Source organism: Shuttleworthella sp. MSX8B (genome assembly GCF_000524295.1).
In the GTDB taxonomy this organism is placed as follows: Bacteria; Bacillota; Clostridia; order Lachnospirales; family Lachnospiraceae; genus Shuttleworthia; species Shuttleworthia satelles.
The window spans coordinates 82,498-105,238 of the sequence record NZ_JAQT01000034.1 but is presented as its reverse complement, the minus strand read 5'-3'; the positions used below and the strand labels follow the sequence as shown (position 1 = coordinate 105,238).

The 22,741-nt window shown below is 53.4% G+C and carries 18 protein-coding genes and 1 rRNA gene; 1 reads left to right on the top strand and 18 read right to left on the bottom strand.

From position 1 onward, the window contains the following. The 11 genes from HMPREF1508_RS09165 to HMPREF1508_RS09120 all read right to left on the bottom strand — a co-directional run. A 16S ribosomal RNA gene (locus tag HMPREF1508_RS09165) occupies positions 1-195 on the bottom strand; the annotation flags it as partial. A gap of 370 nt (positions 196-565) precedes the next feature. Continuing rightward, entirely contained in the window at positions 566-1,951 is a 1,386-nt protein-coding gene (locus HMPREF1508_RS09160) for a DUF4026 domain-containing protein (protein WP_044961344.1), read from the bottom strand. Between the two features lie 187 nt (positions 1,952-2,138). Beyond that, positions 2,139-2,690, bottom strand: a complete 552-nt coding sequence (locus HMPREF1508_RS09155; protein ID WP_006905056.1) for a LemA family protein — start codon at positions 2,688-2,690, stop codon at positions 2,139-2,141. Positions 2,691-2,762: 72 nt separating this feature from the next. Then, positions 2,763-3,737: a DUF3137 domain-containing protein gene (locus HMPREF1508_RS09150; protein WP_242649952.1), complete on the bottom strand. Its 975-nt coding sequence runs from the start codon at positions 3,735-3,737 to the stop codon at positions 2,763-2,765. A 129-nt stretch (positions 3,738-3,866) separates the two neighbouring features. Next, positions 3,867-4,037 carry a hypothetical protein gene (locus HMPREF1508_RS10280; RefSeq protein ID WP_198015640.1) on the bottom strand — a complete coding sequence of 57 codons (171 nt, stop codon included), beginning with the start codon at positions 4,035-4,037 and terminating at the stop codon, positions 3,867-3,869. An 11-nt stretch (positions 4,038-4,048) separates the two neighbouring features. Beyond that, positions 4,049-5,704: a malolactic enzyme gene (locus HMPREF1508_RS09145; RefSeq protein WP_278244587.1), complete on the bottom strand. Its 1,656-nt coding sequence runs from the start codon at positions 5,702-5,704 to the stop codon at positions 4,049-4,051. A 23-nt stretch (positions 5,705-5,727) separates the two neighbouring features. Further along, positions 5,728-7,107 carry a DNA repair protein RadA gene (radA, locus tag HMPREF1508_RS09140; RefSeq protein ID WP_044961340.1) on the bottom strand — a complete coding sequence of 460 codons (1,380 nt, stop codon included), beginning with the start codon at positions 7,105-7,107 and terminating at the stop codon, positions 5,728-5,730. Between the two features lie 168 nt (positions 7,108-7,275). Beyond that, positions 7,276-7,689 (bottom strand): hypothetical protein, encoded by a 414-nt coding sequence (locus HMPREF1508_RS09135; RefSeq protein ID WP_044961375.1) that lies wholly within the window; start codon positions 7,687-7,689, stop codon positions 7,276-7,278. Positions 7,690-7,762: 73 nt separating this feature from the next. Next, positions 7,763-10,198 carry an ATP-dependent Clp protease ATP-binding subunit gene (locus tag HMPREF1508_RS09130; RefSeq protein WP_044961339.1) on the bottom strand — a complete coding sequence of 812 codons (2,436 nt, stop codon included), beginning with the start codon at positions 10,196-10,198 and terminating at the stop codon, positions 7,763-7,765. A gap of 60 nt (positions 10,199-10,258) precedes the next feature. Further along, complete coding sequence (locus tag HMPREF1508_RS09125) at positions 10,259-12,076, bottom strand: hypothetical protein (protein ID WP_044961338.1); 1,818 nt, start codon at positions 12,074-12,076, stop codon at positions 10,259-10,261. A 138-nt stretch (positions 12,077-12,214) separates the two neighbouring features. Beyond that, positions 12,215-12,448: a hypothetical protein gene (locus HMPREF1508_RS09120; RefSeq protein WP_044961336.1), complete on the bottom strand. Its 234-nt coding sequence runs from the start codon at positions 12,446-12,448 to the stop codon at positions 12,215-12,217. Between the two features lie 153 nt (positions 12,449-12,601). Between HMPREF1508_RS09120 and HMPREF1508_RS09115 the strand changes: the two genes are divergently transcribed. Beyond that, entirely contained in the window at positions 12,602-13,837 is a 1,236-nt protein-coding gene (locus tag HMPREF1508_RS09115) for a 6-phosphofructokinase (protein ID WP_044961334.1), read from the top strand. Positions 13,838-13,857: 20 nt separating this feature from the next. On the opposite strand, the gene HMPREF1508_RS09110 is transcribed toward HMPREF1508_RS09115, so the two are convergent. From HMPREF1508_RS09110 to aroC, 7 genes are all read right to left on the bottom strand, one after another. Continuing rightward, complete coding sequence (locus tag HMPREF1508_RS09110) at positions 13,858-14,826, bottom strand: DUF6320 domain-containing protein (RefSeq protein ID WP_044961332.1); 969 nt, start codon at positions 14,824-14,826, stop codon at positions 13,858-13,860. After that, positions 14,823-16,097 carry a hypothetical protein gene (locus HMPREF1508_RS09105; RefSeq protein ID WP_044961374.1) on the bottom strand — a complete coding sequence of 425 codons (1,275 nt, stop codon included), beginning with the start codon at positions 16,095-16,097 and terminating at the stop codon, positions 14,823-14,825. The genes HMPREF1508_RS09110 and HMPREF1508_RS09105 overlap by 4 nt, the downstream gene beginning before the upstream one ends. A gap of 221 nt (positions 16,098-16,318) precedes the next feature. Continuing rightward, on the bottom strand, positions 16,319-17,680 hold the full coding sequence (locus HMPREF1508_RS09100) for an NCS2 family permease (protein ID WP_044961331.1): 1,362 nt from the start codon (positions 17,678-17,680) through the stop codon (positions 16,319-16,321). Positions 17,681-18,078: 398 nt separating this feature from the next. Then, on the bottom strand, positions 18,079-19,686 hold the full coding sequence (locus HMPREF1508_RS09095) for a CTP synthase (protein WP_006905071.1): 1,608 nt from the start codon (positions 19,684-19,686) through the stop codon (positions 18,079-18,081). A gap of 4 nt (positions 19,687-19,690) precedes the next feature. After that, positions 19,691-20,056, bottom strand: coding sequence for a preprotein translocase subunit YajC (yajC, locus tag HMPREF1508_RS09090; RefSeq protein ID WP_044961329.1), 366 nt, complete (start codon positions 20,054-20,056; stop codon positions 19,691-19,693). Between the two features lie 299 nt (positions 20,057-20,355). Continuing rightward, positions 20,356-21,501: a tRNA guanosine(34) transglycosylase Tgt gene (gene tgt, locus HMPREF1508_RS09085; protein ID WP_044961327.1), complete on the bottom strand. Its 1,146-nt coding sequence runs from the start codon at positions 21,499-21,501 to the stop codon at positions 20,356-20,358. Between the two features lie 123 nt (positions 21,502-21,624). Beyond that, positions 21,625-22,722, bottom strand: coding sequence for a chorismate synthase (gene aroC, locus HMPREF1508_RS09080; RefSeq protein WP_044961326.1), 1,098 nt, complete (start codon positions 22,720-22,722; stop codon positions 21,625-21,627). Between the last annotated feature and the right edge of the window lie 19 nt (positions 22,723-22,741).

Here is a 22,741-nt window from a genome sequence, read left to right as displayed (position 1 = left end):
CTTATGCGGTATTAACAGTCGTTTCCAACTGGTATCCCCCGGTACAGGGCAGGTTGCTCACGCGTTACTCACCCGTCCGCCACTCGAAATAAAATCATCACTCCGAAGAGATCATAATAACATTTCTCGTTCGACTTGCATGTGTTAAGCACGCCGCCAGCGTTCATCCTGAGCCAGGATCGAACTCTCATGTTAAAAGTTCTGCTTCTCTCACCTTGCGGTGACAGAAGACTTCTCCCAGAATGAATTAGCTTGGCTAATCCTTTACTGTTTTTAGGTCCTCAGATTGCTCTGAGATTCGCTTTGATTCTCTTAGAATCTTTCAAGGTTGTTTCATTGTTCAGTTATCAAAGAACTTGTCGCGCCAAGGCTCTTGCCCTTTTGCGACAGTGATGTAAATATAAGGCTTTCTCGCCGGATCGTCAAGGACTTTTTCCAAGTTTTCCGCTTTTTCCCCCTCTCTCCCCTTTACCTACAAGATCTTGTACCGGCTCTTGCCGCGCCCCTCTATTGATTCTCTCCCGGGTGCACAAGTGTATTCTCATTTGCCGGCCTGTTCCCGTCTCTATAAATCTAGAAGGTATGCCGTCTCCGGAGCGATGGAATGATCTTCCGTGTGAATCCTCCAATCACTCACAGACTCTAATGAATATACTCCCTCATCTCCCTCATGAAGATTCGGAATATTGTATGGTTCCTGCGTCAATCTGGCTCTGAAACAATCTCCCTCCATAGAGAGGGCCTCAAACCAAATATGTTCGCGATTCTCCTGATCCGGTTTGCCTTCGCTGTCCACTGTCGCAAGCCCCAGCTTGAGCAGGATGACAATGTCTTGTCTTTCTTCCTGTTTTTCCCGCAGCATCTTCACAACATAGGGAAACCGTTCTCTCGCCAAGGAGCTCATCCTCTCCGTCTCCTCATTGCTTACGAAAAAGATGGGGTTATTCTCTATTTTTTCGGTGAACTCTGATGGCCGTCTTAAGCGGTCCTCCTTTCGATCCTCTTCACTTCCATATAGGAAAATGATATTTGTCTTGGAATTATGGGATTCTCTTCTGTCATCAAGGCCTCCCAGAATAGTTTCCGGATAGTACCGCAAACCCTCGGTCCATTTTCTCGAGCTTACAAGGATTGGCTCTCCATCATAAAAGCGTCCTATTTCCAGTACTTCTTTATTCCCTCCCTCTTCATAGTCATCATCCACTTCTCCTGCTTTTTCCCGATCGAGTAACCTACATGCATAATTAGTTATTAATGAACCATGCGTCCCGTATTCATCCCGATTGGAACCGAGAATTTCCAGTTCATGGAGCCCACACCTGCACAATCCATGCGTATGAAGCCATACTTCTGTTTCATCGAAGACAGCTTGCACGGTATATAGACTGTCGGGGGACGGCAAGACCCTTGAAGCAGCTGCCAGCTCCACCCATCTCCTGTTCAAGAGTCTCTCGGCACTTTCATCAAAGAGAGCAATCATTGCCGGGGCCATTGCATAGACCAGCTTGAGCTGCAAGTGGTATGCCTTTTGGGGATCCCCCGCAAACTTCATAAATACGGTTAATACCCGCCCTGCTTTTAGAATCTCCTCCTTCTCCCTCTCTGAAAAATACTGGACCTGCCATTGTATAAGGCCGTCCCGAGAGAAATCGCCCGGAAAAAATCCCACAGCAAAATCCAATCCCTGGTATGACACAAGGGCTTGTCCGGGGCCGTCTGCACCCGGTAAATTCCTATGCTTAAGCTCTATGCCCTCCAGGGCCTCAATATTTGCGAAAATGTCCTCAGTCAGTGCAGTCAGTACATCGTCTTCCGTCAGCAAAGCTGACATATAGGAATATTCTTCCCAGTAGGCGAGGGGAGCTTCTTGACGCGAATGCGCGGACCTTTCCGGGTCTGTCTCCTTGGTCTTTTGAGATAAGCCTTGGACCATTTTCTTGAAGTAACCCATACCGCCTCCTTGATATCTCGAATGAACGATTTCATATGCCTTCTGTCTCAGATTCTATCAATCTTTCCGATCGGCCACAATCCTGTCTGCAAAACCCGGATCGGCAATCAAAAAGCGGCACAGACCTCTGATCGAAGATCCATGCCGCAGTCCTAAGCCAATAGAAATGCTTCTTGCGAAGGCACCCCTAGTCGATGTTGTAGTCCAGATCCTTCAGATCCTTCTTCCCTTCCAGATCCTCCTCCAAGAAGTCGAACTTGCTCATCCCCTTGAAGCCGGCGACAAGAGAGGTCGGGAAGCTTACGATTGCCTGGTTCATTACCCGCACATTGCTGTTGACAATCCGCTTGGATGCGGCCAGCTCATCATTCTCACTGGCGATCTCCTTCTGCAGAGTCAAAAACTGCTGAGAGGACATCAGATCCGGATAGTTCTCCGCTACCGCGCGAATCTGACTCAGCACATCATTCTGATTTGCCATGGCGCGGTTCGTCTCCTGAATGCTGGCTGACTGACGCAGACCGACTAACTCCGTAAAGACCTTCTCCTCGTGCTTGGCATAGGCCTTAGCGACCTTCAGCATCTCAGAGATGGTGTCATAGCGCTTGGCAAGCGTGATATCAACCGTCTTCTTCGACTCCTCGATAGAGACAACATAGCGATTCAGCCGATTGCTCTGACCGATAAACCAGCCGATAATAATAACTGCTGCAAGGATAACGACAACTGCAAAAACCATTTTAAACTCCTTTCATACATCTGACACCGGCCAATGACCGATTCTCTTTCCCTTCGGCAGGACGGGCATCTGTCACTGAAAAATCGCCGTGAAGCTCTGGATAAAATCTATCTCGCCCCTCAGCTTCTTGTATTCCTCCATCAAAGAGAGATGGTCGATCTCCTCCAAAGTCCTGGGGAGAGGGAAAATATCACGGTCCGTATAGCGGGAAATATAGAGCTCATGATCCTCGATATAGATGGCCGTCTGGCTCTGGGATATATTCTTATCGAACCAGTCCAGCACAGTCGGATTGAGGAAATTTCGCGCCGCAAGTTCATCCGTGCAGTATATATTGTAATTCTCGTTGTGGCGAATATCCTCCGTGTCAATCTTCATCTCACCGGCACGGGTCCCGGGATAATCCTGCACTTCGCGTTTTAAAAAAGCGCTTGTCCTCGTCGGGACGACACGGATATGCCCGTCAAATGCTCCGGGAAAACGCATCTGATAGACCTGACCCCGAAAGTCCTGTACCGTCTCGGTCGTTCGGTGCTCCCCGTCGCTGCTGGTTCTCTCCTCCGTGTGATAGGCATAGACATTGGCCACGGCCAGGTCGCTCTCATTGTGAAAGGATATCTGGCGATAGCTCTTGTAAGTTCTGGAGCTCGGGATCACTGATCTGATCGAGTCAAGAGGAAAATCCGAGTTGACACTGATCTCTCCCTCCGGGAAAATCTCCTTGACAATCGGATTGAGCATATTCTCAACATAGAGATGCTCGTTGTCCTCCTTATCTCCGCCGAAGAGCTCCTGGCGCTTCTTATATCGGGGGTAGAGAACGAAAAAGGCGATGACGGCGGCGGCAATCAACCCTTGATAGCGAAACAGCATAAATAAAAAGACACCAATGACGACACAGATGATCGTATACATCTTCCACTGGAGATTGCTGTTCATCTTCTCCCGCAGCTGTTTCAGCTTCTCCTGATAGTCCGGCGATGCCTCCAGCCGTCGAATTCGCTCCAGCTCCTCTTCCCTGTCGGATTGCATAAATTCTGATGCCACACTTCCTCCAATCTCTCTGCGAGCATTCCACAATAGAATCATAGCATTTCTTCCATGGTTCAACAATTGCCGAAGGGCAAGACGATCTGTTTTGTCAACATTCGTCGCGAATTCAACATTGCCGTCTCCCTAATTGACCAAGATCGGCAGGACCGCCAGAGCCGGTGTTGCGGACTGGATCAGCTTGGACAGGTCATTGCCAAAGCTGTCCTGAAACCAGCCCCGCTTCTGAAGAATGCAGCCCAGCGCAATCAAGGCGATAATCGGAATGATCGACTTAATCGAAACAAGAAATAACATCGCTGCTCCTCCTAGTATCTGGGCTCCCACTTGAACTCGCGGACTGCCTTTTCCATATCCTTCTCCCTGACGCGAGCCAGGCCCTGCTCCTGAGCCTTCTTAGCCACAGCCTCCGCCACCTTGGTGGAAACCTCAGGCACGTACTTAAAGGGAGGAAGTACAGGAGCGCCCTCCTGACGGATATCAGTAATCCCGCTGAGTGAGTGCGCCGCCGCTCCAATCATTTCATCCGTCAAAAGACTTGCTTCAGAAGCCAGCATCCCAAGTCCTAATCCCGGATAGATCAGAGCGTTATTTGCCTGTCCGATGGTGTAGTCAACCCCCTGATAGCGCACATTGGCAGAGGGGATTCCGGTCGCGACAAAGGCTTTCCCCTCAGACCATTTGATCAGATTCTCCGCGCGTGCCTCTGCCAGTCTGGTCGGATTAGACAGGGGGAAAATAACCGGGCGATCCGTATTTGCGCACATTGCCCTGACAATTTCCTCCGTAAACCTGCCCGGCTGCGTCGATGTTCCGACCAGAATCGTCGCCTTAACCGTTTTGACTACCTGCAGCAGGTCAGTCATCTGATCGGCATTCTCGAAGTCACTGCGCTTTTTGGCAAAGGGGCGCTGCTCGGGAGTCAGATCCTCCATGTCATCAAAGAGAAGCCCCTGCTTGTCTACCATAAAAAAGTGCTGATAGGCCTCTTCTTCTGTCAGACCGTCGACCACCATCTCACGATGGACACGGGCGGCAATTCCAGCCCCGGCACTTCCCCCGCCAAAGCAGACATATACCTGATCCGTCAGCTTCTGCCCTGAGATCTCCATTGCCGTGAAGATTCCTCCCAGCGTCACGATACCGGTTCCCTGAATATCGTCATTAAAGGTCGGAATGACATTTTTGTACTTGTTCAGGATATTCGCGGCGCTGCCGCGGCCGAAATCCTCCCAGTGCAGGTAGAGCCTGGGGAAGAGTTTTTCTGCCGCTGTTACAAACTGATCGATAAAATTGTAGTAGTGATCCCCGCGAACGCGCTCGTGGCGGTTTCCGAGATAGTTTGGATTTTCCGCCAGTTCTCTGCGGTTGGTGCCCGCGTCAATCACAATGGGGAGAACGCTGGTCGGGTCGATACCGGCGGCCCCTGTATAGACCATCAGCTTTCCGACAGAGATATCAACTCCGTTTGTCCCCCAGTCTCCGATGCCCAGGATTCCCTCCGCGTCAGTGACGACAATCAGGCGAATTTCCCGGTCGCCGGCGGCATTGCGCAGGGTGCTCTCAATATTCTCCGGATGGTTGATATCCAGATAAGCTGCGTACTGCGGATCCACAAAAAGATCGCTGTAGCCCTCGATGGTATCAGCGATGGTCGGGTCATAGACAATGGGATTGAATTCTTCCAGGTGCTGTGAAAACAGATAATAAAACAGGGTGCGATTGGTGTTGAAGATTTCCATCAAAAAGAGGCGTTTCTCAAGATCTGTCCCCTTCGTCTGCATCTGCTGGTAGGTCTGCCGTGCCTGCTCTTCAATCGTCTGCACGCGCGGAGGCAATAGGCCGACCAGTCCCAGCTCGCTGCGCTCCTCCTCTGTAAATGCCGTTCCCTTATTTAAAAAGGGATTGTTTAGGATTTCATGTGCCTTCATGGCTGCCTTCCTTTCTTGAACGCTGAAAAACATGTTCCCGACATTTTTTCTAACAGCTACATCATAGTAGATGGAAGAATCGCGCGCATGGCCTCCTGCACATTTTCGACTCCGACCAGGTCCAGCTGACTGTATTTCCCGCGAATTCCGCTCAGATTAACCTTTGGCATGATGACCCTGGAAAAGCCAAGTTTAGCCGCCTCGGCAATTCTCTGCTCTGCCAGGTTGACGGCACGGACTTCTCCGGACAGTCCCACCTCCCCAAAGCAGATGAGATCATCAGGAACAGGCATTTCCTTATAGGAGGAAATGATGGCCAGGACAATTCCTAGATCAACCGCCGGCTCATTCATGCGAATGCCCCCGGCGATATTGATATAGGCGTCGGACTCTGCCAGTCGCAGCCCGGCCCTCTTCTCGATAACCGCCATCAGCAGATTGACCCGGTTGTAGTCGCATCCGGCGGCCGTGCGGCGGGGCATATTGAAGTTGCTGTGGCAGACCAGAGCCTGAATCTCCACCAGAATGGGTCTGGTTCCCTCAATGGAACAGGCCACCACAGAACCGGAGGCCCCCCTGGGCTTCCCATTCAGCATAAAGGCCGAGGGATTGGCTACCTCCTGCAGGCCGTTTTGGCACATTTCAAAGACGCCGATCTCATCTGTAGAGCCAAAGCGGTTTTTCACCCCGCGCAGGACGCGATAAGCCGCGTGGCGGTCTCCCTCAAAATACAGAACCGTATCCACCATATGCTCAAGAACACGGGGACCGGCCACAAGTCCCTCCTTGGTCACATGCCCTACAATGAAGACTGTGATGTTCATCCCCTTGGCGATCTGCATCAGAACTGCTGTGGATTCTCTGACCTGAGAAACCGATCCCGGCGCAGAGCCGACGGTCTCACTGTACATTGTCTGAATGGAGTCGATCACAAGCACCCTGGGGCGGTTGCGATCAATCACAGAGCGAATAATGTCCAGGTTGGTCTCACAGAGAAGGGAGAGCTGATCGTCAAATGTCCCCATGCGGTCGGCGCGGATCTTAATCTGCTGCAGGGATTCTTCCCCCGACACATAGAGGACATCCACCTTTCTGCTGCAGAGATTGCGGCAGACCTGCAATAGCAGGGTTGACTTCCCGATTCCCGGATCCCCTCCCACCAGAACCATGGACCCCTGGACAATACCTCCGCCAAGAACCCGATCCAACTCAGGCATCCCTGAAGAAATCCGTTTTTCATCCGAAGAAATAATCTCAGACAGATGTGTGGGTCTGACATCTCTTTTCTCTCTTTGAGCCTTGGATGAGGTCTTCTCAACGACCTCTTCGACGAAGCTGTTCCAGGCGCCGCAGACCGGACACTGTCCCAGCCACTTTGGAGACTCATTGCCGCACTCCTGGCAGAAATATACGGTTTTACTTCCCTTTGCAGCCATCTTTCACTCCTCATCATAAAAAGCAGGGGCTCGCTTAAGCTCTTTTTTATTTACGCAAGTTATTTACGCAAGCGGGCATTCTCTTGTCATGAACAAACAGAGCACTGATCTTTTGTGGAGATCGGTGCTCTGCTCATCATCTTCTCACAGGAGGGCCTCTTGCTTGTCTTATGCCTTCCTGACCACTACCTCGACTTTGTCCTTAGCCTCAAGCTCTGCGGACAGGGTTAACTTCCCGCCCAGATTGGTCTTCATGGAACCGGCATCCTTGCCGTCGATCTGAATGTCATACTCGCATCCCGCTTCCAAACCCAAAGTGATCTCCGCGTCCTGTGGACCAGAGACCGTGAAGCTGACCTGGTCAGCGGCCACCCGCATATGCTCCACATTCGTCCCGGGAACAGATTCATAGGCAAACAGGCCATTGCGCTCCAGCTTGGTGATCTCTTCCCAGGTCTTCACCTTATAGACGTCGCCCTCTACCTTGAAATCATCCTGCTTGGACTTGACCTTCAAACCGGCATCTCCAAAACTGATGCTCCCATCCTCTTCCACTCGAATCAGTGTAGACATAATTCCCAGCCTTTCTCTAAATGTTTCTGATTTGATTATAGCCAAGCCCCGGACGAATTTCCAACGAATTCAAGGACTTTTCTCAGGTATTTTCAAATACAATCCGACCCTTTTTAGCCCTGATCACAACTGTCCCGGAGGGATCGATCTCCCCGGCCAGCAGAGCGTCCGCCAGCCTGTCCTCAATCTCCGTCTGTATCTTGCGGCGCAGAGGACGGGCGCCGTACTTGGGCTCATAGGCATTCTCGACAATATACTTTTTGACAGAGTTACGAACCTTCAATTCCAGATGCATCTGTTCCCTGCACTGTCTGGTCAGGTCTCCCATCATAATAGATACGATCTTCTTCATGTCTGTCTTCGTCAGCATCCGAAAGACGATGATCTCGTCGATTCGATTGAGAAATTCCGGCTTAAAGAGGCGCTTCAGCTCCTCCATGACGCCGGATTTCATATTCTCATAATTCTGCGCCTCCGACGCCTCCGCCCCGAAGCCCAGCTTCTTTGGGTCCACAATTCGCTGAGCTCCCGCATTGGAGGTCATAATGATAATGGTATTCTTGAAGTCCACCTTGCGTCCCTGGGAATCCGTCACATGACCATCATCCAAAATCTGCAGAAGAATGTTGAACACATCCGGGTGCGCCTTTTCAATCTCGTCGAAGAGGATGACCGAATAGGGGTTGCGACGAACCTTCTCAGAGAGCTGTCCTCCCTCCTCATATCCCACGTAGCCCGGAGGAGAACCGATGATCTTGGCCACACTCTGTTTCTCCATATACTCGGTCATATCCACCCGGATCATGGCCTCTTCGGTCCCGAAGACCGCCTCCACCAATGCCTTTGAGACCTCTGTCTTCCCGACTCCGGTCGGTCCTAAAAAGAGAAAGGATCCGATCGGCTTTCCGGGAGTCTTCAGATCCAGGCGGCCGCGTCGAACCGCCCTGGCAACCGCCTCCACCGCTTCTTCCTGGCCGATCACCCGCTTGTGGATGGTCGCTTCCAGCCTGCGCAGGCGGCTGGCCTCTGACTGGTTTAGTTTAGAGACCGGGATCTTCGTCCACTCCGCGACGACCTCAGCGACTGCGCTCTCCGTCAGGACTCGCTTTTTCCTGGCAGAGCTTCTCTTCTGGCGCTTCCGCGCCGCTTCCAACTTTGCTTTGACCTTCTCCGACTCTCCTCGTATCGCCCTGGCCCTCTCCATATCTCCTGCCTTTAAGGCCGCAAGGAGCTCTCTCTCCTGCTGCGCTAAAGCCTCCTCCATCTGATAGAGAAGAGGTCCTCTCTCATCCTCAGTCAAGCGCAGCCTGGCTGCCGCTTCATCCATCAGATCGATTGCCTTGTCCGGCAGGAAGCGATCACTGATATAGCGGGAGGCCAGACGCACACAGGAGCGAACCGCTTCCTGACTGATGCTGACCTTGTGATGCTGCTCGTAGAGAGGACGGATTCCATCTAAGATTGCGATGGCCTCCTCCTCACTCGGCTCTTCAACCATCACCGGCTGAAAGCGGCGCTCTAAGGCCGTGTCCTTTTCAATGTGTCTGCGGTACTCCTCAATGGTCGTGGCGCCGATCAGCTGGATTTCTCCGCGGGCCATGGCCGGCTTCAACATATTGGAAGCGTCGATTGCCCCTTCCGCGCCGCCCGCGCCGATCAGGGTGTGGATCTCATCGATAAAGAGAATGATATTCCCGGCGCTGATTACCTCGGCGATAACCCCCTTGACCCTCTCCTCAAATTCGCCGCGGTACTTGGACCCTGCCACCATACCGGACAAATCCAGAGAGAGGAGGCGCTTATGGCGAACACTGTCCGGAACTGATTCTGTGACAATACGCTGCGCCAGCCCCTCGACGATCGCGGTCTTGCCGACCCCCGGCTCCCCGATCAGGCAGGGATTATTCTTACTGCGTCGGCTCAATATCCGAATCAGACGGCGGATCTCCCCCTCTCTGCCGATCACCGGATCCAGCTGCCCCTGCGCCGCCATGGCTGTCAGGTCTCTGGAATATTTCTCCAGGACGGACTCCGCCTGCGCACTCTCCGCATTCCCCCTGGCAACCAGCTCCTCCCGGTAGATCTCCCCGTCCTCTCCCATCGCGGTAATAATATCGGAAAAGAGCTTCTGCGGATCGATGTCTACAGCATTTAACAGGCGGGACGCCGCGCAGTCGGGCATGCGGATCATGGCGACAAGCAAATGCTCCGTCCCGATCTCCTCCACGCGGCTGGTATTCGCCTCCATCTGGGCCTCCTCCAGGAGCTGATTCAGCTTGGGCGTATTGCCGTCCTGCTCTGCGAGAGCAGTTTCCTCTCCCCCGCCAAGCAATTCCTGCATGAGACCGATCAGACGGTCCTCATCTACCTTCTGCTCATGCAGGGCCATGGCGGACAGGGTCTTATCATGCAAAAGTCCTAAAAGCAGATGCTCCGTCCCGATGTAGTGATGTCCCAGGCGCTTTGAGATGCGCCTGGCATAATCCAGCGCGGCCTGAGCCTGTGGGGTAAATTTCATCTCAACCTCATTTCCTGTCAAAAGAGAGCGCGCTGATTGTAATCAGACACGCTCCTCAGATTAAAGATCATTTAAATCCATCAGCTGAAGTTCCGGTAAGCTCTCCTCTTTCTCATCTCTGCTCGCCGCCTCTTCTTTGGCCTGCTGCTCCGCCTTGCGTCTCGCATAGGCGACCGCTGCCTCAACCGCCTCTAAGACGCCGTCGTTAGAGCCTTTGTTCTCAGCGGCCACAGAGATGCTGCCGGGATCTAAGTTGGTCGTATCCCCGATATCGAGCGGATCCTTGGCCTGCTCCTCCGGTTCATTCGCAGTATCGTCTTCCTCCTCAATATCCATATCATTTCCAAATCGGGCAGAGATCTTGGCGAGTCTGTCTTTGCGCTCCTGCTCTACCCTGGCAAAAAGAGCGGACTCTGACGCTTCCTCTGACAGCTTTTGGTCTGTTGCATCCGGGCCCGGCCCTGCTTCCTTCAGATCCTCTGCCTCCCCGGAATTTATGTCTTGTTTTGTCTCCGCCTGATTGACACCGTCTATTGCTGTCTTAGTCTGACTGTCATCGCCCGGCTCTCTCTGGCTGTTATTATCCGGCTCTGTCTGGCTGGCATCGTGCCTGTCATCGTCTGACTTCGAGGCCGCCTCCTCCTCAGATACAGCCCCTGACCGATCCTCTGTCGAATCGGGACCCTCTGTCTCCTCTTCCGCTGGCTCATATACCAGAGTATCCTGGGCCAGGAGGCTCTCATTTTTTGCCCCTTCCCCTCCTTCTGGCCTTGTTGCCGCATTCTCGGCCGGGACAGTCTCACTTCCCTTCTTATGCCGCAGGGCGGTCAGCAGAGAGGCCAAAAGCAAGAGCAAAAGAACAAGAGGTCCCGCGATCTTGGCAGCCAGAGGCAGTGCCCTGATACGGTCCGCGAGAGTATCCTTCGCGGCAGTCGCCTCCTCTGTCTTAGGAGCTTCTTCTTCCTGTGCCACCGGCTTGATTGCGCTGTTGATATCCGCGACAGCGCTAAAGCTTCCATTTCCCGGATCCAGGCGGAACCATGAGCTGTTCCCCGTCTGATCCTTCCCGTAGGCATATATGTTGCCGGAGGCGTCTGTGTAGGTGGGATAGGTGATCCCATTCAGGGTCAGAGTCGCGCTTGTCAGTCCGCTGACCCCTTCTGTCGCCGTGAGAACCAGATACTGATTGGCGTCGCCCAGCTGATAGAAGGGCTCCACCGTCCCGTCCTGATGATAGATGAAGAAATGTCCGTCCTCATTCAGCTTGTCGGACTCCTTGAGATAGACCAGTGTCATCTGCAGGGTCGGATTGGTCAGGACCTTGTAATTATAATTATTGATGGTCTGACGGGTCTGACTGAAGCCAAAGGGCAGAGTCTGTCCCTGGAATTTCTCTGAAATCGTGTAGTTCTTGCCATTATAGTTCAGATCGGGCTCCGACTGCTGCGTCTGCGCTTCCTGCTGACGCGTATTCTCCTGGCTCTTATCCTCCTGTTTTTTGGCTGTCACATGCACAAACATGCTGCACGCCGCAAGGGAGGGGTCTGCCGCAGTCACCTTGAGACCTGCGGCTCCCTGATCGACCGCGCGAAAGGTGATGGTTCCCGAGATCCCGTTAAAGCTGATCTTATTGCCCGCCCTGCTGTAGCCGGCGGCATTAATCTGCTGCGGATCCAGAAGCGTATTGTCATAGGTAAGAGTTAAGGTGTCTGATTCAGAGGCACGCACCCGAACCGTAATCAAATCGCCGGCCTTTGGATTGGAATTGGATACATCGATATAGGTACTGCCCGCCGCATTCACAGGGATCCCCCCTGTGGACGCTACTGTGGCGCTGACAGCCAGCGCAATCGCGACTTGTGCGGCTCTTCCTCTCATGGTCTTCTCCTTATAAGCGATAGAATGCGCTCTTTGCCGACATTCCACGGTCTGAAATCAAGGGCAAATCGCCCGGGCACCCGTGTGCCTTGTTCTAACAAATTATAAGGAAATGCCCCTGCATCGTCAAACGCGCCCTCACCGGCCGCGAGCAGCCAAACAGGCAAAAATCCCCATCTGCGTGAGCAGGAAGAGACTGACCAGCTGCCAGATATCCATGCTGCTGATCCTCTGGTCAAAAACCCAGAGACCGACGCTGACGAGGACAAGTGACCAGAGAGCTGCCAGAAGTCCCAGAGCCGCGATTCTGTCCCGGTTTCCTGTCAGCTTCTCTTCTTTTCTGTTTCCGTGGTTTCCTGTTTTCATATTCATATCTGCCTCATTTCGTATTTGCTGAGGCAAGTATAATACCCGTACTATACCATTAATGGGATATTTATCCCCCTTGTAAATGCCCTTCTCTTTTTTTATGATGAAAATCAGAGCAAGACGAATCCCTTCCACGGCTAAAAGAGAGGAAATCCTATGAGAAATTGCATCATCGCCCAATCCGGCGGACCTACTGTCGCCATCAATGCCAGCCTGGCGGGCTTGCTTGACGCCAACGCAAACCGATCCTATTTCGGCCGCTGCTACGGCGCTCTAAACGGAATCACCGGCATCTTGGATGATCGTCTTTTAGATCTGTCCCGGATCATGTCAAAGACTCCCGATTTCACAGATCGTCTGATTCACACCCCGGCTATGTATCTGGGTTCCTGCCGATACAAGCTGCCGGATCCCGACAGCGAAGAAGGGGAAAGGATCTGCGAGCGAATCTTCCTCCTCTTTCAGAAATATGACATTGATTCCTTCTTCTATATCGGCGGAAACGACTCCATGGACACAGTCTTAAAGCTCTCCCGCTTCGCCGAAAAGAACCGCTCGTCGGTCAAAATTCTGGGGATCCCCAAGACTATCGACAACGACCTTGCGCATACGGATCACACGCCGGGCTTTGGCTCCGCCGCCAAATACATAGCGACCAGTCTCCGGGAAATCGCCTGCGACGCCTACATCTATGCCGTCAAGTCTGTCACCATCGTTGAGATTATGGGCCGCGACGCCGGCTGGCTGACCGCGGCCTCTGTCCTGGCTCGAACGGATAGCTCCCCAGCGCCTCAGCTGATCTATCTGCCGGAGGTTCCCTTCGATCTCGCGGCCTGCGTACGGGACACGAAGAGCTTGCTGGAACGGGAGAACAATATCATTATTGCCGTCTCTGAGGGGATCCGCGACGCCCAGGGGAACTATCTGAGCGCCAACCAGGCTGTCAGAGACAAATTCGGTCACGCCCAGCTGTCCGGCACCGGCAAGGCTCTGGAGACCGTCATGAGAGATCAGCTGCACGTCAAAACCCGTTCCATCGAACTCAATGTCCTGCAAAGAGCGGCTGCCCACTGCGCTTCCGAGACTGATCTAACCGAGTCCCACGACCAGGGCGCTTACGCGTTGACAGCCTCGATGGAGGGGAAAAGCGGACAGATGATGACGATCCATCGAATCGAGGGCGCCGGCTATCAGACCAGAATTGCGTCCTCTCCCATCGATCAGATTGCCAATGAGGTCCGGTCTGTTCCCCTCGCCTGGATCAACGATGCCGGCAATGATGTCAGACAGGAGATGATCGATTATCTGGCCCCCTTGATCAGCGGCCAGCCCTCTCTTTTCTATAAGAACGGCCTGCCGGATTATCTGGACCTGTCACACCTGCGGGGATGATCATCATAGGGGATGATTCGTCATATATGAAATCTTCTCCGCAACTCCGCCAGCGCCCTCCGGCCTCCCAGAAGCAGAGTTCCCAGGAATACCAGGACGGGAAAGAGAAGGGCGATCTCCGAAAGGAGCTCCTCTTCCGCCAGACCGAGCCAGTAAAAGACCATACTGAGGAAACCGAGGGGGAGCATGAGGATCTGAACGATCAGATAGCTCTCCCAGTTTCGGCGATTGACCAGCATAAGAATCAGCAGGGACAGCTCAATCAGCAGGACAGCAATGGGATAAGAATAGCTAAAGGACCACTGAAAGAGACCATATTGCAGGTCGATGAAGAAGAAGCAGACCAGCCCTCCGAAAACGCCCCCGAAAATACGCCGCATATAGCCCAGGTCCTTGTAGAAAAGATAGAGCATCCATGCCATAAAGAGAAGGGACTCCAGGACGGTCAGACTCCAGCTGAAAGCATGATTGAAATAATGGTCGATCAGAAGCGACAGGGAGCTGACAAGCAGAGCGGCAAAGACAAGAGCCCGCAGGACGATTGCGTACTTCTTCTGGCGGATCACTACATTGGGATAGGCAAGCAATCCCCCCTCTCTTCTCTCCCGCCGCCGCTCCAGCTTGTGCTCAGCCAGGCGAAGCTGTCCCTTTGTCATCAGCCTGCCCTCTCTGATCTGCTGTCTGAAGCGGTTTCGACTCTGTTTTATCTGCTTCCTGGCCTCTTTTGTATCGACCCTGTGGTCGGCCGCGTTCTCGCGAATCGCCTGTATCTCCCTGTCTCTTTGCCCGCAGGCAGCCTCAAACTCCTCCCTCTTTCCCCTTAACTCTTCCTCCCTGGCGTCAAGCCTCTTCTCATCCTCCTTCAGCAGGCGGATACGGGCCGCGTCGAGCGGATCGAGCTCTTTTATGGGGCAAAGGGCGCTGCGGCAGAGCGGACAATACTCCAGTTCATCCAGAATTTTAATATCGCACTTCTTACAGTATTTCATTCATTTCCCCCGTTGCACTCCAGGGCAAGTTCAATCCCGTCACGGGCGATCTGCCGGAAAATATCTCTCTGTATCCCCGTTCCCTCCCACCGGCTGCTGACCGAAAAGACCAGCGTATCCTGGTATGAAGTGATGGTCGCCTTTAACCCCTGCCCTCTGGAAAAGGCCAAAAAGCAGTGGAAGGCGCGGATATAGGAGCGATACTTATCTTCAACGCTAATATTTCCAATGTTTGTGATCGTCGTGGTATTGGCCGCCGCCGTCCGATTATAGATGAAGCGCATGGCCAGATTTTTCAGGGGCAGAGGGACTGCGCGCGCTGCCAGATAGTCCTGGTTCGAGACATTGTAGGAGAAAATCGCCTCCAGATTCTCCCTGGTAATCTGACTGCGCAGGCTCTTATGAATCATCCCGGCAATTTCCGCGAAGCTGTAGTCCTCCTTCTGCGGGAGGAATTCCGCGGAGACCATAACGAAGAAATTCTTGGTGGTCTCAGACGCGAAAAAGGGCCGCAGATTCACCGGGACAGCGACGCGAAGGGGTCTGCCGCTCCTGACCAGCCGGTGATAATCCTCCCGGTAAACCGCCCATACATATGCGGCAATCAGATACTCATTGATGGAAACCCCGTATCTGTTTCTAGCCACCTCCCTGATCTGGCCAAGAGACATATAGCCGTGAAAAACTCCCATGGCATCGGCCGGCAGCTTGCGCCCCCGGATCAGATAGGCCTTGCCCGACTTGTATTGATTCTTGTGCGCCCTGCGGTAATTGCGAAGGAAGGCGTCCTCACGATCCAAGGAGGTCTCCGGCGAGAGTCCGTCCCCCTCCCTTCGGAGTTCTTCATGAGCCAGACGCAAATACTGATAGACGATCTCTCTTAAAAATCCAATCGCGCCCACCCCGTCCGCCAGGGCATGAAAGACCTCCAGATTTATCCTGTCCCGAAAATAGCTGACTCGAAAGAGATAGGAGTTATTGCGGCTCGTATGGATCAGGCGGCAGGGATAGGCGTGTTCCTCCTTGACGCGCGGGGCCGGCTTGTGATTCTCCTCCAGATAATACCAGAAGACACCCCTCCGAAGGCGGACATGAAAGCCCGGGAATCTGGGCGTCACCAGGTCGACTGCCTCCTGCAGCGTCTCTGCGTCGACAAGCTCTTTAAGGCAGCAGGAAATCCGATAGGTATTGGTCATCTGGTCACTGGCAATCACCGGGAAAATATTTGCCGTATTGTCCAGTTTCTCCCAGGAGCGCTCTCTTTTTCCCATGCTTTCTTCCCCTTTTCCTCCTTCGGAACATAAGGTCACATTCCCGTCTAAAAGCAGGTTTTTTGCTGTAAAATCTTCTGCTGTCGCAAGCACCATTTTACCAGATATGGAAAGATCCCGCCCCCCAAAAAAGGGGACGGGATCTGACAAACAAACTCTCGAAACAATTTCTTTACAGACTCTTCACCGAGGATCAAAGGGTCTTTCCCCGGGGCAAGCACTTACATAAATCCGTACTTGAGAATAAAGAGCAGGCAGAGAATATACATGAGGGGGGTGATCTTCTTGGCCTTGCCGCAGACCAGGTTGATGATCACATAAGAGATGACGCCGACAGCAATTCCCTCGGAAATGGAATACATCAGAGGCATAGCAATCATGCACAGATAAGCGGGCACTGCCTCGGTCAGGTCGCTGAAATCAATCTCCACCACAGACTCAATCATGAGGAAGCCGATATAGATCAGAGCCGGCGCGGTCGCGAAGCTGGGGATGGTCGTGAAAATGGGCGCAAAGACGATGGATACCAGGAAGAGAAGGGCGGTCACAACAGACGCCAGTCCGGTGCGGGCTCCCTCAGCGAAACCGGCAGAAGATTCAACGAAGGTCGTCGTGGTGGAAGTACCCAGAACAGCTCCGACAGAGGTCGCGATCGCGTCTGCGGTCAGAACCTGCTTAATGCGGGGGAGTTTTCCCTCCTTATCCAGCATGCCGGCCTTGTTGGCGCAGCCGACAACCGTTCCCAGCGTATCAAAGACATCGACAAAGAGGAAGGCAAAGATGACAACTGCGAAATCCAGCGGTTTAAAGCTTATTCCCTGCATGTCAAAGGCCTTGCCGAAAGTCAGGCCGATGGATGTGATATCAAAGCTGGAATAAGAGGGAATCAGAGAATAGAAGCCCTTGGCCGCGTCCACAGTGTAGGCCCCGGTCAGCTGACAGATAATACCGATGATCCAGGTGGCAAAGATTCCGATCAGAAGAGAACCCTTTACCTTCTTAATGGCCAGGATGAAGATAATCATCAGGCCGATCAGGGTCAGAAGAGCCGAAATGCCAATTGTATGAAAATCAACATCATGAAAATTTACAATGCTTACCAAATTGGAATCATCATTGACAACAACCTTGCCGTTCTGGAAACCGATAAAGGCGATGAAGAGACCGATACCGGCGGATACTCCCTTCTTCAAGGTCACTGGAATGGCATTGAAGATAGCTTCCCGGATATTGGTCAAAGACAGGACAATAAAGATCAGGCCCTCAACGAAGACGGCCAGAAGGGCGAGGTGCCAGGAATATCCCATCTTACCGCATACAGTGTATGCGAAGTAGGCATTTAATCCCAGACCTGAGGCCAGCGCGAAGGGATAGTTGGCAAAAAGAGCCATAACCATGGTGCCGACAAAGGCAGACAGGGCCGTCGCCATCAAAACCGCGTTAGCATCCATGCCTGCCGCGGAGAGGATGGAGGGGTTGACGGCCAGGATATACGCCATGGTCATAAAGGTGGTAATTCCTCCCAGCACCTCCGTCCTCACTGTTGTGTGATTGTCCTTGAGCTTAAACAGTTTTTCTAACATCCTTTGATTCTCCTCCTTTGGATATACGGTGTCCCCGGCACTGTCCGGAGTTGCAGAGAGGGCTCCGATGTCAAGATCCCTGTCCACGTCATGGGAACAGGCCGGTCAGCACTCGCCTGCACAGCCTGTGTACACGCAACTGCCATGAATGAAGAAAGCACCTTATTCATAGCGAACAAGATGCCTTCGTAATGAACGAGTCTATTATATGCCATGGCTGGCTGACCCGACAAGGTAAATTTAATAAAAATTTTATATTTTGTTCGTCTGCAGACACACCGATTGGCCCGGCGCATTCCGGGAAATCCTCCGCCCGCAGGCCCCATCTGACAAAACCGCAGGATCCTTCTTTTGACCCGCAGGATCCCTTTTTGAAGGGGATCTGTCACCTGAACCTGTCAATCTCCCAGACTCGCCTTGATAAAGCTGGCAAAGAGAGGATGCGGCTTGTTGGGACGGGACTTGAACTCCGGGTGAAACTGCACGCCCACATGGAATCTCCTGCTCTCATCTTCGACCGCCTCAACGATCAGGCCATCCGGAGAGGTACCGCATATGGTCAGCCCCGCCTCCTGCAGAATATCGCGATACTTATTGTTGAACTCAAACCTGTGGCGGTGGCGCTCCTGAATCAGATCCTGCCCGTAGGCTCTCTTGAGGACGCTTCCCTCCGCGATCTTACAGGGATAAGCCCCCAGGCGCATCGTGCCTCCCTTGCGGACAATGTGCATCTGCTCTTCCATCAGATCGATGACATTGTTCTTGCCGTTCTCATTGAATTCTCCGGAATTGGCATCCGAAATCCCTGCCACATTTCTGGCATACTCGATGACGCTGATCTGCATTCCCAGGCAAATGCCAAAGTAGGGAATATTGTTCTCGCGGGCATAACGGCAGGTCTGTACCATTCCTTCAATTCCCCGCTCGCCAAAACCGCCGGGCACCAGGATACCGGAAACGCCAGCGAAGATCTCGGCGGCGTTCTCCCTTGTCACTTCCTCCGTATTGATCCATTCGACCTCTACCTCGGCATTATTGGCATAGCCTCCATGATAGAGGGCCTCGCGAATCGACAGATAGGCATCGTGAAGCGCCACATACTTGCCGGCGATCGCGATCCTCGTCGTCCTCTTGGGATGCTTCACCCGGTCAACCATCTGACTCCAGGCGAGCAGCTTCTCATTGTCCTCAGACAGGTCATTGCCAAGGCCCAACTGCCGGCAGACCGCCTGGTCCAGGCCGTTGCGGTGCAGCATCAGGGGCGCCTCATAGAGACAGTCCATGGTGGAATTCTCCACGACGCAATCCTTGGGGACATTGGAGAACATGGCGATCTTGCCGATGATGTCCTCTGTCATGGGCCGATCCGCGCGACAGACAATGACGTTGGGATTGATGCCGATCCCCCGCAATTCCTTGACAGAGTGCTGGGTGGGCTTGGACTTCAATTCATCCGATCCCGACAAAAAGGGAACCAGGGTCACATGAATAAAGAGACAGTTCTCAGGTCCCTTCTCTAAAGAGATCTGACGAATCGCCTCAAGGAAGGGCTGGGACTCAATATCGCCGATGGTCCCGCCGATCTCAGTAATCAGGACGTCCGCTTTGGTCGTCTCCGCGCCCATATAGATGAAATTCTTGATCTCATCGGTGATATGGGGGATGATCTGCACCGTCTTCCCCAGATAACCGCCTTCTCGCTCCCGGTTCAAGACGTTCCAGTAGGTCCTTCCGGAAGTCAGATTGGAGTACTTGTTCAGATTCTCATCAATAAAGCGCTCGTAGTGTCCCAGATCCAGGTCTGTCTCCGCGCCGTCCTCGGTAACATAGACTTCCCCGTGCTGGAAAGGACTCATTGTGCCCGGATCTATATTCATATAGGGATCCAGCTTCTGAGATGCCACCTTATAGCCGCGCATCTTGAGCAGGCGTCCCAGAGAAGCCGCGGTAATTCCCTTGCCGAGACCGGAGACAACACCGCCTGTCACAAATACATGCTTGGTCATTCGATCAATCCTTCTTTCTGCCGAGCAGTCCCTTCTTCTCAGGCTGCTCGATGGGATTTTTGCTCTCATCCGCCGCCCTGGCCGCATCCTCAGGCTTCTCTACCTGTGAAATTGCCGACTTTGACATGGGAATACGACAGTTCTTGTTGCTGCCGAACTCGACAATGACCGTCTCCTCGTCAATATCAATAACCACACCGTAGAAACCGCTGGTCGTCATGACAGTATCTCCAACTGCCAGAGAACTGAGCATGGCCGTCTTCTGCTTCTGCTCCTTCTGCTGGGGACGGATCATCATAAAATACATAAAAGCGAAGATAATGACGATCCAGATGATCATGGTAATGGAACCACCGTTTGCTGCTAACATTCTGTTCTCCTCCTAACCAAAATATACTGCCATTGTATCGGAAGCATGGGCCTTTGACAAGGCAAGATCCGCTCGAATTCTCCTGGTAAGCCCCGGTATAAGCCGCTCAAATTCACCTGGTTATAAGCCCCGGTATAAGCCGCTCAAATTCACCTGGTTATAAGCCCGGTATAAGCCGCTCGAATTCACCTGGTCATGAACCCCGGTATAAGCCGCTCAGATTCAGCCGATATAATTCCTGATATACCCTCACTCTCCTTACGCAGGCCTCGTATGATCGCTTGTTCCCGCAGGCCTCCTCAATCAGTCACTTCCCTCTCATTTCCATCCATATCGGCCAGCGTCTGCCTCTTGAATTCCGCGAAGCGGCCCTGATCCAGGGCATTTCTGATTTCCTCCATCAGATGGTTATAAAAATAGAGATTATGCATGACGCAGAGCCGCATGCCCAGCATCTCATTGGCCTTCATCAAGTGGCGGATATAGGCTCTGGAATAGGTCTGACAGGTTGGGCACCGGCAGCCCTCCTCAATGGGCTTCATGTCCTTCTCGTACCTTGCGTTTTTGATGTTGATCTTGCCCCGGTGAGTATAGAGCTGACCGTGGCGGGCATTTCTGCTGGGATAGACGCAGTCGAAGAAATCCACTCCCCTCTCGACCGCTTCTAAGATGTTCTGTGGTGTACCGACCCCCATCAGGTAGGTGGGCTTGTCCTGGGGCAGATAGGGAACCACCTCGTCCAGGATCCGGTACATCTGCTCATGGCTCTCTCCAACAGCCAGTCCCCCGATCGCATAGCCCGGGAGCTCAAGTTCAGCGATCCGCCTGGCGTGTTCGATGCGAATGTCTGGGAAAATCGCTCCCTGATTGATCCCAAAGAGGAGCTGCTGGGGATTGACCCTCCCCTCCAGAGCGTTGAGCCGCGCCATCTCCTCCTTACAGCGAACCAGCCAGCGGTAGGTCCGATCGACGGACTTTTGCACGTAATCCCGCTCAGACAGGGCATCCGGGCACTCGTCAAATGCCATGGCAATCGTGGAGCCCAGATTGGACTGAATCCGCATGCTCTCCTCAGGTCCCATGAAGATCCTGTGCCCGTCGATGTGACTGCGGAAAGTGACTCCCTCCTCCCGGATCCTGCGAAGACCGGCCAGGGAGAAGACCTGGAAGCCACCCGAATCGGTCAGAATGGGCCGGTCCCAGACCATGAACCTGTGCAGGCCGCCCAGCTCACGGATGGTCTCATCTCCCGTTCTGACATGCAGGTGGTAGGTATTGGACAACTGGATCTGACAGCCCAGTTCCTTCAAATCCTCTGTGGAGACGGCTCCCTTGATGGCGCCGACCGTACCCACGTTCATAAAGAGAGGGGTCTCTACCGTCCCGTGCACCGTGGTGAATTTTGCGCGCTTGGCCCGGCCCTCTGTCTTCAGCAATTGATACATATCTCTTCCTCACCACCGCATCGAAAAAGTCTCTGACAGCAAAACAATGGAATACAGGTCTCGCGAGAATTCCATTGTCGTGAAGCATCCTTCGGATCTGACGAGATCCTCCGATTCCAAAGCTCACTTGTCCCGGTAGAAGCTCGCGATACGATCCATCCGAGCCGTCATGTTCGCAAAAAGCAGGTCGACCAGGGTAACGGCCGCCATGGACTCGACGACGACAACGGCTCTGGGAACGATGACCGGATCATGGCGTCCCACAATCTCCATGTCGATCTCCTCCCCCGCCTCGTTGACCGTCTCCTGTCTTTGGGCAATGGAAGGGGTCGGCTTTACGGCTGCCCGAAAGATAATCTCATCCCCGTCGGAGAAGCCTCCCAGGATACCTCCGGCGTGGTTGGTCTTCTTGATGACCCTCTGACCATCCATGGCAAAGGCGTCATTGTTGTCACTGCCCCTGGACCGGGCGACGGCAAATCCGTCTCCCACTTCAAATCCCTTGACCGCTCCGATGGAGCAGATGGCCCTGGCCAAAGAGGCGTCCAGCTTGTCGAATACAGGCTCTCCCACGCCGGCAGGTACCCCTTTGATGCGGCACTCAACCACGCCGCCGGAGGAGTCCAGACTCCTCATGCAGTCGGCCAGATAGATCCCGGCCCTCTCTGCCGCCTCGTGATCCGGCATATAGAGCATGTTTTTATTGATCTCCTCCGCGTCGAAGCTCTGGCAGACGACCGGGCCAATGGCCTTGGTATAGGCGCAGACGAAGATGCCCAGCTCAGCCAGGATCTTCTCCGCAATGGCGCCGGCGGCCACCCGGCCAATGGTCTCTCTTCCGGAGGACCTGCCTCCGCCCCGGTAGTCCCGGAAGCCATATTTGGCGAAGAAGCCCCAGTCGGCGTGTCCGGGCCGAAAGGCGTGCGCGATGTCGCCGTAATCCCCGGAGTGCTGATCTTGATTGCGAACCAGAAGGGAAATGGGCGTCCCGGTGGTCTTTCCCTCGAAGACGCCGGAGAGAATCTCGATCTCATCGTCTTCTCTTCGCTTGCTTGTGAACGCAGACCGCCCGGGTCTGCGCCGATTCAAGAGGACCTGAATGTCCTCCGCGCTAAGGGAAAGACCTGCGGGAACCCCGTCCACAACACAGCCCAGAGCCTGACCGTGAGACTCTCCCCAGGTCGTCACCCGAAAGTATTTGCCAAATGTAGATCCTGCCATATGCGTCTCTTTTCTTTGG

Bases quoted from the DNA above. Each gene is read 5' to 3' on its own strand.
- HMPREF1508_RS09160 (WP_044961344.1), bottom strand. From the start codon at position 1,951: ATGGGTTACTTCAAGAAAATGGTCCAAGGCTTATCTCAAAAGACCAAG.
- HMPREF1508_RS09155 (WP_006905056.1), bottom strand. From the start codon at position 2,690: ATGGTTTTTGCAGTTGTCGTTATCCTTGCAGCAGTTATTATTATCGGC.
- HMPREF1508_RS10280 (WP_198015640.1), bottom strand. From the start codon at position 4,037: ATGTTATTTCTTGTTTCGATTAAGTCGATCATTCCGATTATCGCCTTG.
- HMPREF1508_RS09145 (WP_278244587.1), bottom strand. From the start codon at position 5,704: ATGTTTTTCAGCGTTCAAGAAAGGAAGGCAGCCATGAAGGCACATGAA.
- radA (WP_044961340.1), bottom strand. From the start codon at position 7,107: ATGGCTGCAAAGGGAAGTAAAACCGTATATTTCTGCCAGGAGTGCGGC.
- HMPREF1508_RS09130 (WP_044961339.1), bottom strand. From the start codon at position 10,198: ATGAAATTTACCCCACAGGCTCAGGCCGCGCTGGATTATGCCAGGCGC.
- HMPREF1508_RS09125 (WP_044961338.1), bottom strand. From the start codon at position 12,076: ATGAGAGGAAGAGCCGCACAAGTCGCGATTGCGCTGGCTGTCAGCGCC.
- HMPREF1508_RS09120 (WP_044961336.1), bottom strand. From the start codon at position 12,448: ATGAATATGAAAACAGGAAACCACGGAAACAGAAAAGAAGAGAAGCTG.
- HMPREF1508_RS09115 (WP_044961334.1), top strand. From the start codon at position 12,602: ATGAGAAATTGCATCATCGCCCAATCCGGCGGACCTACTGTCGCCATC.
- HMPREF1508_RS09110 (WP_044961332.1), bottom strand. From the start codon at position 14,826: ATGAAATACTGTAAGAAGTGCGATATTAAAATTCTGGATGAACTGGAG.
- HMPREF1508_RS09105 (WP_044961374.1), bottom strand. From the start codon at position 16,097: ATGGGAAAAAGAGAGCGCTCCTGGGAGAAACTGGACAATACGGCAAAT.
- HMPREF1508_RS09100 (WP_044961331.1), bottom strand. From the start codon at position 17,680: ATGTTAGAAAAACTGTTTAAGCTCAAGGACAATCACACAACAGTGAGG.
- HMPREF1508_RS09095 (WP_006905071.1), bottom strand. From the start codon at position 19,686: ATGACCAAGCATGTATTTGTGACAGGCGGTGTTGTCTCCGGTCTCGGC.
- yajC (WP_044961329.1), bottom strand. From the start codon at position 20,056: ATGTTAGCAGCAAACGGTGGTTCCATTACCATGATCATCTGGATCGTC.
- tgt (WP_044961327.1), bottom strand. From the start codon at position 21,501: ATGTATCAATTGCTGAAGACAGAGGGCCGGGCCAAGCGCGCAAAATTC.
- aroC (WP_044961326.1), bottom strand. From the start codon at position 22,722: ATGGCAGGATCTACATTTGGCAAATACTTTCGGGTGACGACCTGGGGA.